The sequence below is a fragment of the Henriciella aquimarina genome (assembly GCF_002088975.1).
Lineage (GTDB): Bacteria > Pseudomonadota > Alphaproteobacteria > Caulobacterales > Hyphomonadaceae > Henriciella > Henriciella aquimarina.
This window is the reverse complement of sequence record NZ_NCST01000128.1, coordinates 15,790-30,770: the sequence shown is the minus strand read 5'-3', so window position 1 is coordinate 30,770 and position 14,981 is coordinate 15,790. Positions and strand designations below refer to the sequence as shown.

Genomic DNA, 14,981 nt, shown 5'->3' with positions numbered 1-14,981 from the left:
TGAGAACGGCGGTGCAAAATTAGACCACGGTAGCGCCGTCGTATTGGCGGTGCGGGCGGCGTAAAAGTCGTCCACTTTTTCCCTTCTTGCGGCAGCAGGGAGGGCGAGGAGATTTACACCGTGGAACTTTATCTGAAGGTCAGGCTGGCGCGCAGCGAGGGGATGAGCCAGCGGGATCTGGCGCGCCATTTCAACATATCGCGCGACAGCGTTCGCAAGATGTTGGCGTTCTCATCGCCGCCGGGATACCGGCGCACGAAGGAGATCAAGCGTCCCAAGCTTGATGGGTTCAGCGAGATCATCGACGGCTGGCTTGAAGAGGACAAGAAGTTGCCTCGCAAGCAGCGCCACACAGCGAAGCGGATCCACGAGCGGCTCAAGGCGGAACACGAGTTCACCGGCGGCTATACGATTATCAAGGACTACGTTCGGCAGCGTGAACGACGCACCCGTGAGATGTTCGTGCCGCTGGCGCATCCGCCGGGCCATGCGCAAGCCGATTTTGGCGAAGCGTTGGTTGTGATCGGGGGTGTCGAACAAAAGGCCCACTTCTTCGTCCTGGATTTGCCGCACAGCGATGCCTACTTCGTGCGGGCCTATCCGGCGGCGACGGCGGAGGCCTGGATGGACGGGCATGTGCATGCCTTTGCCTTCTTTGGCGGGGTGCCTCTGTCGGTTCTCTATGACAACGACCGTTGCCTGGTCTCGAAGATCCAGCCGGATGGGACACGGGTCCGCGCGACGCAGTTCAGCGGATTGCTGTCGCACTACCTGTTCCGAGACCGCTACGGGCGGCCGGGCAAAGGGAATGACAAGGGCAATGTCGAGGGGATGGTGGGCTACGTGCGCCGCAACCACATGGTGCCGATCCCCCACTTCCCGGATTGGGAGAGCTTCAACGCCTACCTTGAAGAGCAGTGCCGTGCCCGTCAGGGCGACACCTTGCGTGGGCACACGGAGATGATCGGCGCGCGCCTGCAGCGGGATCTGGCCGAGATGCGCCCCTTGCCAGCCGCCCCCTTTGAGGCCTGCGCACAGGCCAGCGGCCGGGTGAGCTCCCAGTCTTTGGTCCGCTACAACACCAACGATTACTCGGTCCCCGTGGCCTATGGCCATCAGGATGTGTGGGTGCGGGCCTATGTCGATCAGGTGGTGATTGGCTGCCGTGGGGACGTGATCGCACGCCATCCGCGGTGCTACGCGCGCGAGGACATGGTGTTCGATCCGATCCACTACCTCCCGCTGATCGAACGCAAGATCAATGCTTTGGATCAGGCTGCGCCCCTTGCGGAGTGGGACTTGCCAAAAGAGTTCGACACGCTGCGCCGCCTGATGGAAGCGCGCATGCTGAAGATAGGGCGCCGCGAGTATGTCCAGGTGCTGCGTCTTCTGGAGACCTTCGGCATGGAGGAGCTACACGCCGCCGTAAAGCAGGCCCTGAAGATGGGCGCGGTCGGCTTTGATGCTGTGAAGCATCTGGTTCTGTGTCAGGTCGAGAAGCGGCCACCACGGCTCGACCTCGACGTGTACCCCTACCTGCCACGGGCGCGGGTCGAGACGACCTCAGCGGCCAGCTACATGTCCCTGATGTCGGAGGCTGCGGAATGACCCATGCCCCCGAAATCCTGCTGGAGCATCACCTCAAGAGGCTGAAGCTTCCGACATTCCTGCGTGAGTATCAGAAGGTGGCGCGCCAATGCGCCGCCGAGGGCTTGGACCATGTCCAGTTCCTGACGCGCCTGGTCGAACTGGAGCTGATCGATCGCGAGCGACGGATGGTCGAGCGCCGCATCAAGGCGGCCAAGTTCCCGGCCACCAAAAGCCTCGACAGCTTCGACTTCAAGGCAATCCCCAAGCTCAACAAGATGCAGGTGCTGGAACTGGCGCGCTGCGACTGGATCGAACGGCGCGAGAACGTGATCGCCCTCGGCCCAAGCGGCACCGGCAAAACCCACGTCGCCCTCGGCCTGGGGCTCGCTGCTTGCCAGAAAGGGATGACGGTCAGCTTCACCACCGCCGCGGCCTTGGTCAACGAACTGATGGAGGCGCGCGACGAGCGTCGCCTGCTGCGGGTCCAAAAACAGATGGCCAACGCCAAGCTGCTGATCATCGACGAATTGGGCTTCGTCCCTCTCTCCAAAACCGGGGCCGAGCTGCTCTTTGAATTGATCTCGCAGCGCTACGAGCGCGGGGCTACGCTGATCACGAGCAACTTGCCCTTCGATGAATGGACGGAGACCTTCGGAACCGAGCGCCTGACCGGGGCGCTCCTCGACCGGCTGACCCACCACGTCAACATCCTCGAGATGAACGGCGAAAGTTATCGCCTGGCCCAAAGCCAGGCGCGAAAAGCCACCAAAACCTCCTGACCGACAATCCATGACTTGGCCCTCACGGGCCAAGGCGGCCAGTCAACCGCCAGCTATTTGGGGAGCGCGGTCGACTGGCCGCCAGCGCTCTATGCGCCCTTCACGCCCAACCCCAAAGTGGCCTACTTTTGCGCCGCCCTTTGGTCGGGTTTTACTCCGCCGTTGACACCGATGACGGCGAAAAGCTGGGTATGTAAGCAAACTGCCCTGATGAGGCTGGCCTTTCTGGCCAGTCTCCATGCTTTCCTGTGGCTGCACGGGCGCTGCGCATGTGCGGTCCCGGGAAAGGTGTGCTCTCGACATCCATGTCTTCGGCGGCCGTCGATCGGCGGTGGCGGGCTGGTGTCGTGATGGGCGCACGAAATGTTTATCCTCCGAGCCTGGGGGCAAAGCTGGATCAATCGGTCCAGTTTTGCCCCTTCTTTTTGGTCTGCGTTTTTGCAGGGCTGCGCGAGGCTCCTTGCCGGTAGGGCATAGGGGCGGCGATTTATACATGGCGCCTATGCCATGGGGCGATTTTTTTCAATTTCATCTATTCGAGAGAGTTTGGTAGAAGGTCGAGTATCATAGACAGGGAGTCGTGACAGATGCGTGGTTTGGAGTTTTCACTGGGCGAAACCGCCGAGATGATCCGCGAGACTTGCGAGCGGTTCGCCCGCGACAAGCTGGCGCCTATTGCAGAAGAAATTGATCGTACAGATGAGTGCCCGCGCTGGATCTGGACCGCGATGGGCGAGCTCGGCCTGCACGGGATCACGGTCGATGAAGAAGATGGTGGCCTTGGCCTCGGCTATGTCCATCACGTGATCGCGATGGAAGAGATCTCGCGGGCTTCCGCCTCGATCGGACTGTCCTATGGGGCGCACTCGAACCTCTGTGTCAATCAGATCCGCCGTTGGGGTACGCCGTATCAGAAGAAGCGCTACCTGCCGAAACTCATCTCCGGCGAGCATGTGGGGGCGCTGGCGATGTCGGAGTCTGGCGCCGGCTCTGACGTGATGAGCATGACGCTGAAGGCGCAGAAGACCGATGGCGGTTATATCCTGAACGGGACCAAGTTCTGGATCACCAACGGCCCCATTGCCGATACCCTGGTAATCTATGCCAAGACCGATCCGCAGGGCGGGTCGAAGAGCGTGACGACCTTCCTGGTCGAGAAGGGCTTCGAAGGTTTCTCGTGCGCCCGTAAACTCGACAAGATGGGGATGCGCGGTTCCTATACCGGCGAGCTGGTCTTCCAGGACTGCTTCGTTCCGGACGAGAATGTGATGGGGGGGGAAGGCCAGGGCGCTGCCATTCTGATGAGCGGTCTCGACTATGAACGCACTGTCCTCTCCGGTGGGCCGCTGGGCATCATGCAGGCCTGTATCGATACCGTCCTGCCCTATGTCCGCGAACGGACGCAGTTCGGGCGTCCGATCGGCGACTTTCAGCTGATGCAGGCCAAGCTGGCTGACATGTATGTCGCGCTGAATTCCTCGCGCGCCTATGTCTACCAGGTTGCCCAGGCTTGCGATGCCGACCGCACCACCCGCTTCGATGCGGCTGGGGCCATCCTGATGTCGAGCGAGAACGCGGTGAAGACTTCGCTGGAAGCGATTCAGGCGCTGGGTGGGGCAGGCTACACGAAAGAGTGGCCTGTCGAGCGCTTTCTGCGTGATGCCAAACTCTATGATATCGGTGCTGGGACCAATGAGATCCGGCGCTTCCTCATTGGCCGGGAGTTGATGAAGGGATGAGTGGACCTGTCCTGAAAAGCCATGTGAATGCGGGCGATCCCGCCTTCACAGCCAATGTCGAACATAATCAGGCCCTTTGCGGCCGCTTGAGCGAGGATATCGCCCAGGCGTCGAAAGGTGGCAGCGAGAAATCGCGTGAGCGCCACCTGTCCCGCGGCAAGCTCCTGCCCCGTGACCGGGTCCGGCAGTTGCTCGATCCGGGGTCTCCCTTCCTCGAGCTTTCTCAGCTGGCTGGTAACGGAATGTATGAGGACGACATTCCGGGCGCCGGGATGATCACCGGCATCGGTCAGGTTTCGGGCCGCCAGGTGATGATCGTCGCGAATGACGCGACGGTCAAAGGCGGCACCTACTATCCGATGACGGTGAAAAAGCACCTCCGCGCGCAGGAGATCGCGCTGGAGAACCACCTGCCGTGTATCTATCTGGTTGATTCTGGCGGCGCCAACCTGCCGCACCAAGACCAGGTCTTCCCGGACAAGGAGCATTTTGGCCGTATCTTCTACAATCAGGCCAACCTCTCCGCGAAGGGCATCCCCCAGATCGCATGTGTGATGGGCAGCTGTACGGCGGGCGGGGCCTATGTCCCGGCCATGTCGGACGAGACGATCATTGTGCGTGAACAAGGCACGATCTTCCTCGCCGGCCCGCCGCTCGTGAAGGCGGCGACGGGTGAGGTCATCACCGCCGAGGAGCTGGGTGGGGGCGATGTCCATAGCCGCCAGTCCGGTGTGACCGACCATCTGGCCGAGAATGACGAGCACGCCCTGACTATTGTGCGCGATATCGTCTCGACGCTGCAGCCGAGCCGCAGCCGGAGCATCAACCTTCAGGCCGTTCAGGAGCCGCTTTATCCGGCGTCCGACATCCACGGCATCCTGCCGCCCGATCTGCGCACGCCGTTCGACGTCAAGGAGATCATTTCCCGGCTTGTCGACGGCTCGGAGTTTCATGAGTTCAAGGCGCTTTACGGCAATACGCTGGTCTGCGGCTTTGCCCATATCTGGGGTATGCCGGTGGCCATCCTGGCCAATAATGGCGTGCTCTACTCTGAAAGCGCCCAGAAGGGGGCTCACTTTATCGAGCTGGCTTGTCAGCGACGGATCCCGCTGCTCTTCCTGCAGAACATTTCCGGCTTCATGGTCGGCGGGCGCTACGAGGCCGAAGGGATTGCCAAGCATGGCGCCAAGCTCGTGACCGCCGTCGCGACGGCCCAGGTTCCGAAAATCACCGTCCTGATCGGCGGCAGCTTTGGCGCCGGCAATTACGGCATGTGTGGGCGGGCCTATCAGCCGCGCTTCCTGTTTACCTGGCCGAACAGTCGGATCTCGGTGATGGGTGGCGAGCAGGCGGCGAGCGTTCTCGCTACCGTTCACCGCGATGCCGACAAATGGTCGGACGAGGAGGCGGAAGCCTTCAAACAGCCGATCCGTGACAAGTATGAGCGCGAAGGCAATCCTTGGTACGCCACTGCCCGCCTCTGGGATGATGGCGTAATCGACCCGGCCCAGACCCGCGATGTTCTCGGTCTTGCTTTTGCCGCCACGCTGAACGCCCCGATCCCCGAACGCGCCCAGTTCGGCATCTTCAGGATGTAATCCCATGATCAGATCGATCCTTATTGCCAATCGCGGCGAAATTGCCTGCCGCGTCATCCGCACAGCCAAGCGCCTGGGCGTACGCACCGTTTCGGTCTATTCCGATGCTGATGCCAAGGCCCTGCATGTCCGCTTGGCTGACGAGGCCGTGCATATCGGTCCGTCTGCCGCTTCTGAGAGCTATCTCGTCGGGGAGAAGATCATCCAGGCGGCCTGGGACACCGGCGCCGAGGCCATCCATCCGGGTTATGGCTTCCTGTCGGAAAACGCCGCCTTTGCCGAGGCTGTGATCAAGGCGGGTCTCATCTGGGTTGGCCCCAAGCCGGACAGCATCCGGGCCATGGGGCTGAAGGATGCGGCCAAGAAATTGATGCAGGAAGCCGGCGTGCCGACGACACCAGGTTATCTGGGTGAGGATCAGGCGCCGGACCGCCTGAAGTCGGAAGCCGACTCCATTGGTTATCCGGTCCTCATCAAGGCTGTGGCCGGGGGTGGTGGCAAGGGTATGCGCAAGGTCGACAAGGCCGGCGATTTTGCCGATGCGCTCGCCTCCTGCCAGCGTGAGGCCAAGTCCTCTTTCGGCGACGACCGTGTGCTGCTGGAAAAGTGGATCACTGATCCGCGCCATATCGAGGTCCAGATCTTCGGCGACAGCCACGGCAATGCCGTCCACCTGTTCGAGCGGGACTGCACCCTGCAGCGCCGCCACCAGAAGGTCATCGAGGAAGCTCCGGCGCCCGGCATGGATGCCGAGACACGGGAGGCGGTTTGTGGGGCCGCAGTGAGAGCGGCCAAGGCGGTCGACTATGTCGGCGCAGGCACGGTCGAGTTCATTGCTGACGGATCGGGCGGCCTGAACGCCGACCAGATATGGTTCATGGAAATGAACACACGCCTGCAGGTCGAGCACCCGGTGACCGAAATGATCACGGGCGAGGATCTCGTCGAATGGCAGCTCAAGATTGCTTCCGGTGAGCCGCTGCCGAAAACGCAGGATGAGCTCTCCTTCGAGGGCTGGGCGATGGAAGCCCGGCTTTATGCGGAAAACCCCGCCACGGGCTTCCTGCCGTCGACGGGCGACCTTGATGTGCTGGCCCTGCCGGAAGCTCCGGTCCGTGTGGAAACGGGTGTGGCGCCGGATGACAGCGTTTCGCCTTTCTATGACCCGATGATCGCCAAGCTCGTCACGCACGGGCCCAATCGTGATGCGGCCCGGATCGCGCTGGCCAAAGCCTGCGACGGCGTCTCGACGTGGCCGGTGCATAACAATGCCGGTTTTCTGACGCGTCTCCTGCGCCATGACGGCTTCGCGGATTTCAGCGTGACGACGGGCTTTATCGATGCCCATCAGGAGGCGCTTGTTGCGCCGCCGGAGCCGTCTCCAGAGATCTTGTCCTATGCGGCCAATCAGCTGCTCGGACAGGCCGAGCCGGATGTGCCGGCGCCGTGGGCGCAATTGCGCGGCTTCCGCCTCGGTACGGAACCGGACCTGGAAACGCAGCTTCTGCTCGATGGCGAAATCGTCTCGACGAGCCTGGAGGCCGGTGCTGCGCCGGCTGGCGTGTATCTCTATGAGAAGGGTGACGGGGCCGTCCTTGTACAGGAGGGCTGGCCCTTCCAGGTCGCCCGCGCCCGCCACGATGCGCTGGGCGCTGACGCGCTCGCCAACGGGGCCATCCTCTCGCCCATGCCGGGCCGGGTTGTCTCCGTCAGCGTCACCGAAGGTGAGCAAGTTCAGCAGGGCCAGACGCTGGTCACCCTGGAGGCCATGAAGATGGAGCATACGCTGACGGCGCCTTTCGATGGCACCGTCACGGAGCTGGCCGCCGAAGCCGATGCGCCGGTCGCGGAAGGGTTCCTGCTCATGCAGATCAAGGAAGTGGAAGACGAGGAATGAGCGGCCGTTATTTTGAAGACTGGACCGTCGGGGACAGGATCGAGCATGCGCTGCGCCGGACGGTCACCGAGACAGATAATCTCACCACCTGCACGCTGACGCATAATCCGCAGCCGCTGCATCTCGACAAGGAGTATGCCGAGGCAACCGAGTTCGGGCAGATCGTCGTCAACGGCATCTTCACTTTCGGCCTGATGATCGGCGTCAGCGTGGGCGATACCACGCTCGGCACACTTGTCGCCAATCTCGGTTATGACAAGCTGGTGATGCCCAAGCCCGTCTTCATCGGCGACACGCTGCGCTGCGAGACGGAAGTGGCCGAGTTGCGTGAGAGCCGCTCGCGCCCGCAGGCCGGCATCGTCACCTTCAAGCACCAGATGCTGAACCAGCGCGACGAAGTTGTCTGCGAGTGCCTGCGCATGGCGCTCATCCAACGCAAGCCCGCCTAACCCATGCAGTTCCGTTCGCTTCTCTTCGTCCCCGGTGATCGCCCGGACCGCTTCCCCAAGGCGATGGCCAGCGCCACCGATGCGCTCATCCTGGACCTGGAAGACTCTGTCTCACCCGGCAACAAGGAAGCTGCCCGGGAGGCTGTGAACCAAAGCCTGCAGGCCGAACGCATCAAGCCAGTGCTCGTGCGGGTGAACCCTCGGCCGTCAGGCCTGATGGAAGCTGATTTGCAGGCAGTCCTGGCATCCGGACCGGATGGTATTGTCCTTCCGAAGGCGGAAGGGGCGGCCGATATTGCCTATGTCTTGGAGCTGATGGGCGACAAGACGGTTCCGATCCTGCCGATTGCGACAGAAACGCCTGCCGCGCTCTTCGAGATGGGCTCATACAGAGAGGTGAGCGCGCATCTTTGCGGGCTGACCTGGGGCGCTGAGGACCTTCCGGCTGCAACCGGGGCATCTACCGCCCGCGAAGAGGACGGCCGGTACACGCCGCCTTATGAGTGGGTGCGCAGCCTCGCCCTGTTTGGGGCGCATGCCGCCGGTGTCCAGGCGATTGAGACGGTCTTTCCCGATATCCGGAATGTGGATGGCTTGTCGGCTTATGCGTCACGGGCGCGGCGCGATGGTTTTACTGCCATGATGGCCATTCACCCGGCGCAGTGCGAGCCGATCAACCAGGCCTTCACGCCGACACCGGAAGAAATTCAGGCGGCTCGCGCTATTGTGGAGGCTTTCGAGGCACAACCGAATGCAGGGGTCTTGCAGGTCAATGGCAAGATGGTGGATGCGCCCCACCTGCACCAGGCCCGGAATGTTTTGAGCCTTGCCGGTGCGGCAGAGACGTAAAGTCGGTCGAGACTTTGCCCGGCTTTGACCGGGACCTACTCGACACGTTCGGTCAAGTCGGCCCCGGCCTGGTCGGTCAGCCTGATATCAAGTGTCAGCAACAACCGGGTTGCTGAGCGATCCGATCCCGTCGACAGTGATCGTGATCTCGTCCCCAGGGCGCATATAGCGTGGCGGCTTCTTCGCAAAACCAACGCCTTCCGCCGTTCCCAGTGACAGGATATCGCCCGGCATCATGTGGCAGACCTGCGACATGTAAGAGACCGCATCGGCGATCGGCCGACCGGTATGGCCGGGTTTGAATTCCTGCACCGTTTCGCCATTCAGCGTGGTGCGCAGGACGGCGGAATCGAGATCGATTTCGTCTGCTGTGGCCACGCAGGGGCCGACCGGCGAAAAGGTCGGAAATTCCTTATAGAGAAGGTTCAGCCCTGACATGCCGGCAGAAAGGCCGCCGCTCCTTATTTCATCAATGAAGGGCTGGCAGTGATCGCGCGCGCCAATGTCGTTGTAGATCGTATAGCCGGCCACATAGTCCATCGCCTCGTCGGGACTGACGCGGTAGGTCGGCGCGCCGATAACCAGCGCCAGTTCGCCTTCCCAGTCGACCATGTCTGGCGCCATCCTGGGCAAGACAACCGGTTCGCCCGGCCCGACAATCGCGTTTGCGCTCCGCAGGGCATGGTTGAGGTTCTCGGGGAAGGGGACGTTCATTTCTTCGGCATGTTCGGGATACATCATGCCCACGGTCCAAAGCATGGTGGGCTGGCCCAGGGGGTTGAGGAGTTGGGCAGACTGGCCTGAGACAATCCATCCACGCTCCGACGCCGAAGACGGGTCGGCATCGACCTCTTTGACGAGCGCAGCGGCATCACGCAAAGCCTCCGGCCCTCTGGCGAGCAGTTGGGCGACGCTCCATAGAGGCTCATCATCCTGCTCCGGAAGCGCTTTGCGAAGATCGAGAATATCACCCGAAGCCAGCAGGGCCCCGGGGCGGCTTGTGCGGCCATGGCGATAGGTAACGAGTTTCATTTTTTCTCCCGGTTTTTGTCTATGCGGTGTCTTCAATACTGGCACCTCACTGGGGGGCGCACAAGCAGATTTGGATAATTTGCACTGTATTGCAGATAAAGGAAGACGCTTTGCCCGAGCAAGATGAGCTATCCCCTGATTGGCCCAACTCCATTCGCATGAGATGCAAAAAGTTCATGCTTCAGGCCTGTGCCTTTCCGGATTCATACTTAGTGATTGACCAACCAGATTGTAGGACAATATGGTCATCCAAAATCAAGGAGCTACCGCTGTGCAGGAACCAAGTCAGAGAAGTAATGAACTCGCTGTGAAGCTGAAAGCGTTCATGGCGGAGCACATCTATCCCAATGAAAGGCGCTATTTCCTGGAGGCCGAGCGGCTGGGCCCCTGGTCTGTGTATCCGGTAGTTCAGGAGCTCAAGCCGAAGGCGAAAGAAGCCGGCCTGTGGAACCTGTTCCTGCCGGTGAAGGAAGACCCCAACGGTCTCTCCAACGTCGATTATGCGCCCCTGTGCGAGATCATGGGGCGCAGTCTGTTTGCCCCGGAAGTCTTCAACTGCTCGGCTCCGGATACCGGCAATATGGAGACGATCCTGCGCTATGGGACAGAGGAGCAGAAAGAGAAGTGGCTGAAGCCGCTGCTCGAAGGCGAGATCCGCTCGGCCTTTGCCATGACCGAGCCTGACGCCGCCTCTTCCGATGCCCGCAATATCGGAAGCTCCATTGTGCGCGATGGCGACGAGTACGTCATCAACGGCCGCAAATGGTACACGACGAACTCCACCAGCCCAGCCTGCAAGATCATGATCTTCATGGGCAAGAACAAGCCGGAGGGTGAAGACCCGTACCGCCGTCAATCCATGATCCTCGTGCCGCGTGAAACGCCTGGTGTGAAGGTTGTCCGTGCGCTGCCGGTTCTCGGCTTTTATGGCGTGCCGGACCGGGCCGCCGAAGTTGTGTTTGACAATGTGCGCGTGCCGGCCTCGAACATGCTGCTCGGCGAAGGCCGCGGCTTTGAAATCGCCCAGGGCCGTCTCGGGCCGGGCCGTATCCACCACTGCATGCGCCTGATCGGGCTGGCAGAACGCGTTCTCGAGCGCATGTGCCGCTGGGCCGAACTGCGTGAGCCTTTCGGTCAGCCGCTTTCGGAGCAGAGCGTCACGCGGGAACGCATCGCCGAGTCCCGTATCGCCATCGACCAGGCGCGCCTGCTCACGATGAATGCCGCGCATATGATGGATACCGTGGGCAACAAGGAAGCCCGTCGCGAGATCGCGATGATCAAGGTTGCCGCGCCTCTGATGGCCCAGAAAGTCATCGACTGGGGCATGCAGATGTTTGGCGGTGGTGGCACCAATAATGACCACTTCCTGACAGCTGCCTTTGCGACGGCCCGCCTGCTTCGTCTGGCGGACGGCCCTGACGAGGTCCACCGCAACCAGATCGCCAAGCTGGAAATGCGGCGCCATCGCAACACCGATCCGGCCACGACGGGCGGTGAGGCCACGGTCCTCGATCTGGAAGACGCTGAACGTATGGCAAGCGAAGGCCTCTGGCCGAAGCCGGCAGGGTTTGACGCCTGAGCGGTGTGATCCTGCAAGCCTTTGCTTGAGGCTTGTGCAAAGCAAGGCGGCCGCTCCGTTTCTTAAGGGGTGGCTGCCGCACAGGCCTTGCCCTTCACGGCCATCATCCGTCAAATATGTCTGGATGAGTCATGTCTATCATAAGTGATCAGCAGAATAGGGACGGACAGGCACGGGGCCTGAGCGCGCGGGACACCATCGTGCGCGATATTCTGCGCGGCCTTTATGAAGGCCGCTACGAGCCGGGAGAGCGGCTCCAGGAGGCCCACCTTACAGAGACCTACAAGGTCAGCCGTGGCCCTGTTCGGGAGGCGCTCAACGCGCTCGCGGCGAGAAGTGTCGTGCAGCTCGTTCCGCAGTGCGGCGCCCAGATTCGGGTTCTTTCCCTGAAGGAAGCCATAGACACACTGGTCGTCGCCCAGACTTTGCTGGGCCTTTCGGCCAGGCTGGCGGCAGAGCGGTGCGCGGAAAGCGCCGGGCGCAAGGCTCTGGAGGAAGCCCTGGAGCGGATCATGGAGTTTTCGCCCGATGCCGACAGCGCGGCCTTTGCAACCGCGCGTGACGCTTTCTACGGTGCCATGAATGCCATGGCCGATAATTCGGAACTGAACCGGGTTCTGCCGACGGTTCAGGTGCATCTCATTCGCGTTCAGTACCGTTCCGTCCTGCGTGCTGTCGATGCCCGCCGGCGGGCCGACTACAAGCGGATCGCCAATGCCATTCTCGCAGGCGAACCGGCAAAGGCCGAACGCGCCGTCCACAAGCACCTTGGCCGAGCGGTCGAGTTGCTGCAGCAAGACGAGGGCCTGAGCTGAGCTCCTAGGCCAGCATGGCCGATCCGGTGGCCTTGAGATGTTCCCAGTCTTCCGGGGTGTCGAGTTCGCACCAGGGATGGCCCTCTATCGAGCACGTGCCGACCTGCGCCTCTGGTGACTTGGCGAGCGCATCGATGGCCTTGAGGAACCAGGCGGAAATGCCGTCCTGCGTGCGCATCATCTGCTCGACCTTGGTACGGAACAGGCCGGCCCCCTCCTGCGTGAATTTCAGCAGCCCAATCGACTCCGCATCGGTCTCTTCGGCGCGCAGCCGCTTGCCGATAGCCTTCAGACGCTCCCCGTCGAGCGTCACCTTCATATCATCCTCGTCATACTGACTCTTGCGGTCGATTGTGACTGACACAGGATAGGTGTTGGACTGGATGACATGCTCGACCAGTGCCTGATTGAAGAGGGTGTCGCCGTTCAGGAGCAGGAAGCTGTCCGACATTTCCCCGCGGGCCATCCAGCAGCTGGCGAGATTGTCGGCGACCTGGAAGAAGGGATTGAACAAGGTCGACACCGCCATCCGGCCATCCCAGCCCTGAACTTCCTCCTCGACCATTTGCGGCATGAACCCGGTCACCACCGTGGCCTGATCCACCCCGGCCCGGTCCAGCATGGTCAGCTGGTGGCCCAGCACGCTCCGCCCGCAGAATTCGAGCAGACATTTGGGCTTGCTCTCGGTCATGGGCAGCAGCCGGGAGCCGCGTCCCGCACTCAGGATGATTGCTTTCAATTCGATACCTCTCGGCCGGCACGCGATGTGGCCGGCGCCCCTTCGTTCAGATCCAGGTTCATGATCACCAGGCCATGTTGGCGGGCCTGACGGTGCAGTTTGGCGGAAGGATTAGCCGCCACGCCCGTGTCCGCCAAGAGCAGCAGCTGAAGGTCGGAGACGTGATCGCTGTAAACGGTCATCGGTCGTGAGACCTGTGCATCCTCCAGCGCCTCATTCACCCGGCGGGCTTTCTCGGGCCCATAGCAGTTTCGGCCAGCGACCCTCGGTCCGCGCTTGCGGTCTTCAGGCCAGTCGGTCTGTGTGCAGATGACCCCGTCCAGTCCCAGCATGTCAGAGAGCGGAGTGGCGATGAAATCGCTGGCAGCGGTCGCCAGATAGAGCCGGTCGCCGTCTTCGCGATGGCGTTCGATCAGGGCCTTCACGCCCGCGCGCAACCCTGTCTCTGCCTCCCTTTCGGCGAAGGCCCTACCTGCAGTCTCGACCCTGTCGCGGTCGGCCCAGCCGAGCGTCGCCAGAAAGCGGTTCTTGATCCCGGTCCTGTCGATCAGGCCCAGCTTGTGAGCCCCTGCGCACACGGCAAGCCAGGGGGCCTGAGCCCAGAAGAGCGGGCGATGCCTGTTGAAGCGGAAGACAAACCGCATCCAGGTCGGTTTCCGTGTGAGGGTCCGGTCAAGGTCGAAGATCGCCGTGCCGGCCATCGCGGCTAACGGTCCATCCAGGAGGTAACGGGCTGGCGCGAGGCAAATGCCTGGATCAGCCTGATGCCGTGAAAGACAAAGCAGATCACAGTCCAGGCCGTGACAAGCAGAAGTCCGGTCTCCGGAAAGCCGGCAAGCACGGCGAGCATGAAGATCAGCAGGTTCGGGTTCCGCCGCGCCGTGATGACGCGCATGAAGGAATCGACCGGCCTCCAGACATGGATGTGAAATCCGAAGCGCCGCATGAAGGCGAGTTCTTCCAGACGGTTCAGCACATAGATAACGAGGATGATGGCCAGCGCCCCCAAGAGCCAGGCTGGATCATAAGCTGTGCCCTCGCGCGTGAGACCCACATAGATCGCCCAGTACCAGAAAGGCGGGTGAATGAGGTCGATGCCGTGATCGTAGACATTGCCCCATTTCGAATAGGTCATTGTGGTGCGGGCGAGCTTGCCGTCGACAGTGTCGAGAAAGGTCATGCCCCAGCCCGCCAGGATGCCTGGGATCCAGGCGCCGATCCAGAAGAACCAGAAGGCCACACAGACAAGGACGAGGCTGAGGGTGGTGATCGTGTTCGGCTTTATACCGGCCGCAGCCGCCCAGCGCGTGACGTGGAAAGCTGGCCAGGGCCAGGCATATTTGGTCACAAGATCGGTGACGCCCTTGTAGGAGCCCTTGAACTGGCGTTTTTCAATGTCGCCTGGGGCCGTCGTGAAGAGGGAAAGCGCATAGGGCGCTTCCGACTTGCGCAGGGCCGCATTGTAGTCAGACGCCAACTCACGCATCGAAACCGGCTTCAGCCCAAGCTGTTGAAGTGTGGTCTCATCGACGGGCTTGCTGACGAGCGCAGCCGCAGCCTCACGGTCAATGGTCCCTCCCGGCGGCAAATGGATCGCGGCGACGCGTTGCTCTCGGCTTGCTTCCTCATCAACGACCAAGGCCACACCGGTTTGCGTCAGAAGCCCGGCCTGCAGGGCGGGCGAGAGAATCCAGTCCGTACCGAGGAGGAGGGCGCCATCATCGGCAACGCCCTCCGCGCCCACTTTCTTCCAGGCACGGGCTTGCCATTCGCGCAGGTCCAGCCCCCAGATCTTTCCGGGGACGCTTCCAATCAAAGCGACTTTGGGTTTGGTTTCACTCATGCGAATTTCATTGATGGCTCAGTCATTGAGCGGAATGCCTTAGCGGGCAAATCCACGCGCTGAAAGGAG

13 protein-coding genes are annotated in these 14,981 nt (G+C 61.7%); 9 read left to right on the top strand and 4 right to left on the bottom strand.

The window, feature by feature from the left end; genetic code table 11:
* Positions 1 to 120 precede the first annotated feature (120 nt).
* The 7 genes from istA to B8784_RS19970 all read left to right on the top strand — a co-directional run bounded on the left by istA (position 121) and on the right by B8784_RS19970 (position 8,901).
* Positions 121 to 1,608 (top strand): IS21 family transposase, encoded by a 1,488-nt coding sequence (gene istA / locus B8784_RS20000; RefSeq protein WP_169712612.1) that lies wholly within the window; start codon positions 121 to 123, stop codon positions 1,606 to 1,608.
* Complete coding sequence (gene istB, locus B8784_RS19995) at positions 1,605 to 2,369, top strand: IS21-like element helper ATPase IstB (RefSeq protein ID WP_084396756.1); 765 nt, start codon at positions 1,605 to 1,607, stop codon at positions 2,367 to 2,369. The genes istA and istB overlap by 4 nt, the downstream gene beginning before the upstream one ends.
* Positions 2,370 to 2,956: 587 nt before the next feature.
* Positions 2,957 to 4,108 (top strand): isovaleryl-CoA dehydrogenase, encoded by a 1,152-nt coding sequence (locus tag B8784_RS19990; protein ID WP_084399853.1) that lies wholly within the window; start codon positions 2,957 to 2,959, stop codon positions 4,106 to 4,108.
* Entirely contained in the window at positions 4,105 to 5,706 is a 1,602-nt protein-coding gene (locus tag B8784_RS19985; protein ID WP_084399852.1) for a carboxyl transferase domain-containing protein, read from the top strand. The genes B8784_RS19990 and B8784_RS19985 overlap by 4 nt, the downstream gene beginning before the upstream one ends.
* Positions 5,707 to 5,710: 4 nt before the next feature.
* Complete coding sequence (locus B8784_RS19980; RefSeq protein WP_084399851.1) at positions 5,711 to 7,603, top strand: acetyl/propionyl/methylcrotonyl-CoA carboxylase subunit alpha; 1,893 nt, start codon at positions 5,711 to 5,713, stop codon at positions 7,601 to 7,603.
* Positions 7,600 to 8,052: a MaoC family dehydratase gene (locus tag B8784_RS19975; RefSeq protein WP_084399850.1), complete on the top strand. Its 453-nt coding sequence runs from the start codon at positions 7,600 to 7,602 to the stop codon at positions 8,050 to 8,052. Before B8784_RS19980 ends, B8784_RS19975 begins: the two co-directional genes overlap by 4 nt.
* Positions 8,053 to 8,055: 3 nt before the next feature.
* On the top strand, positions 8,056 to 8,901 hold the full coding sequence (locus B8784_RS19970) for an HpcH/HpaI aldolase/citrate lyase family protein (RefSeq protein ID WP_084399849.1): 846 nt from the start codon (positions 8,056 to 8,058) through the stop codon (positions 8,899 to 8,901).
* An 87-nt stretch (positions 8,902 to 8,988) separates the two neighbouring features.
* Here the strand turns inward: B8784_RS19970 and B8784_RS19965 are convergent, their stop codons facing one another.
* Positions 8,989 to 9,933 (bottom strand): fumarylacetoacetate hydrolase family protein, encoded by a 945-nt coding sequence (locus tag B8784_RS19965; RefSeq protein WP_084399848.1) that lies wholly within the window; start codon positions 9,931 to 9,933, stop codon positions 8,989 to 8,991.
* A 271-nt stretch (positions 9,934 to 10,204) separates the two neighbouring features.
* Between B8784_RS19965 and B8784_RS19960 the strand changes: the two genes are divergently transcribed.
* Together B8784_RS19960 and B8784_RS19955 are read left to right on the top strand one after the other, a co-directional pair.
* A complete protein-coding gene (locus B8784_RS19960; RefSeq protein ID WP_233356260.1) occupies positions 10,205 to 11,515 on the top strand; it encodes an acyl-CoA dehydrogenase family protein in 1,311 nt (436 codons plus the stop codon).
* A gap of 200 nt (positions 11,516 to 11,715) precedes the next feature.
* On the top strand, positions 11,716 to 12,330 hold the full coding sequence (locus tag B8784_RS19955) for a GntR family transcriptional regulator (RefSeq protein ID WP_158085760.1): 615 nt from the start codon (positions 11,716 to 11,718) through the stop codon (positions 12,328 to 12,330).
* A gap of 4 nt (positions 12,331 to 12,334) precedes the next feature.
* Here B8784_RS19955 and B8784_RS19950 read toward each other — a convergent pair whose 3' ends face one another.
* From B8784_RS19950 to B8784_RS19940, 3 genes are read right to left on the bottom strand one after another with little or no spacing between them, the layout of a single operon-like run.
* Positions 12,335 to 13,069 carry a phosphocholine cytidylyltransferase family protein gene (locus B8784_RS19950; RefSeq protein WP_199288595.1) on the bottom strand — a complete coding sequence of 245 codons (735 nt, stop codon included), beginning with the start codon at positions 13,067 to 13,069 and terminating at the stop codon, positions 12,335 to 12,337.
* Positions 13,066 to 13,770, bottom strand: a complete 705-nt coding sequence (locus tag B8784_RS19945) for an HAD family hydrolase (RefSeq protein WP_084399845.1) — start codon at positions 13,768 to 13,770, stop codon at positions 13,066 to 13,068. The genes B8784_RS19950 and B8784_RS19945 overlap by 4 nt, the downstream gene beginning before the upstream one ends.
* A 5-nt stretch (positions 13,771 to 13,775) precedes the next feature.
* Positions 13,776 to 14,912, bottom strand: a complete 1,137-nt coding sequence (locus B8784_RS19940) for a CDP-alcohol phosphatidyltransferase family protein (RefSeq protein ID WP_084399844.1) — start codon at positions 14,910 to 14,912, stop codon at positions 13,776 to 13,778.
* Positions 14,913 to 14,981 lie beyond the last annotated feature (69 nt).

Excerpts from the sequence above, each read along its gene's own strand:
- B8784_RS19940 (WP_084399844.1), bottom strand. The coding sequence starts at position 14,912 with ATGAGTGAAACCAAACCCAAAGTCGCTTTGATTGGAAGCGTCCCCGGA.
- B8784_RS19980 (WP_084399851.1), top strand. The coding sequence starts at position 5,711 with ATGATCAGATCGATCCTTATTGCCAATCGCGGCGAAATTGCCTGCCGC.
- B8784_RS19945 (WP_084399845.1), bottom strand. The coding sequence starts at position 13,770 with ATGGCCGGCACGGCGATCTTCGACCTTGACCGGACCCTCACACGGAAA.
- B8784_RS19975 (WP_084399850.1), top strand. The coding sequence starts at position 7,600 with ATGAGCGGCCGTTATTTTGAAGACTGGACCGTCGGGGACAGGATCGAG.
- B8784_RS19970 (WP_084399849.1), top strand. The coding sequence starts at position 8,056 with ATGCAGTTCCGTTCGCTTCTCTTCGTCCCCGGTGATCGCCCGGACCGC.
- B8784_RS19985 (WP_084399852.1), top strand. The coding sequence starts at position 4,105 with ATGAGTGGACCTGTCCTGAAAAGCCATGTGAATGCGGGCGATCCCGCC.
- B8784_RS19990 (WP_084399853.1), top strand. The coding sequence starts at position 2,957 with ATGCGTGGTTTGGAGTTTTCACTGGGCGAAACCGCCGAGATGATCCGC.
- B8784_RS19965 (WP_084399848.1), bottom strand. The coding sequence starts at position 9,933 with ATGAAACTCGTTACCTATCGCCATGGCCGCACAAGCCGCCCCGGGGCC.
- istB (WP_084396756.1), top strand. The coding sequence starts at position 1,605 with ATGACCCATGCCCCCGAAATCCTGCTGGAGCATCACCTCAAGAGGCTG.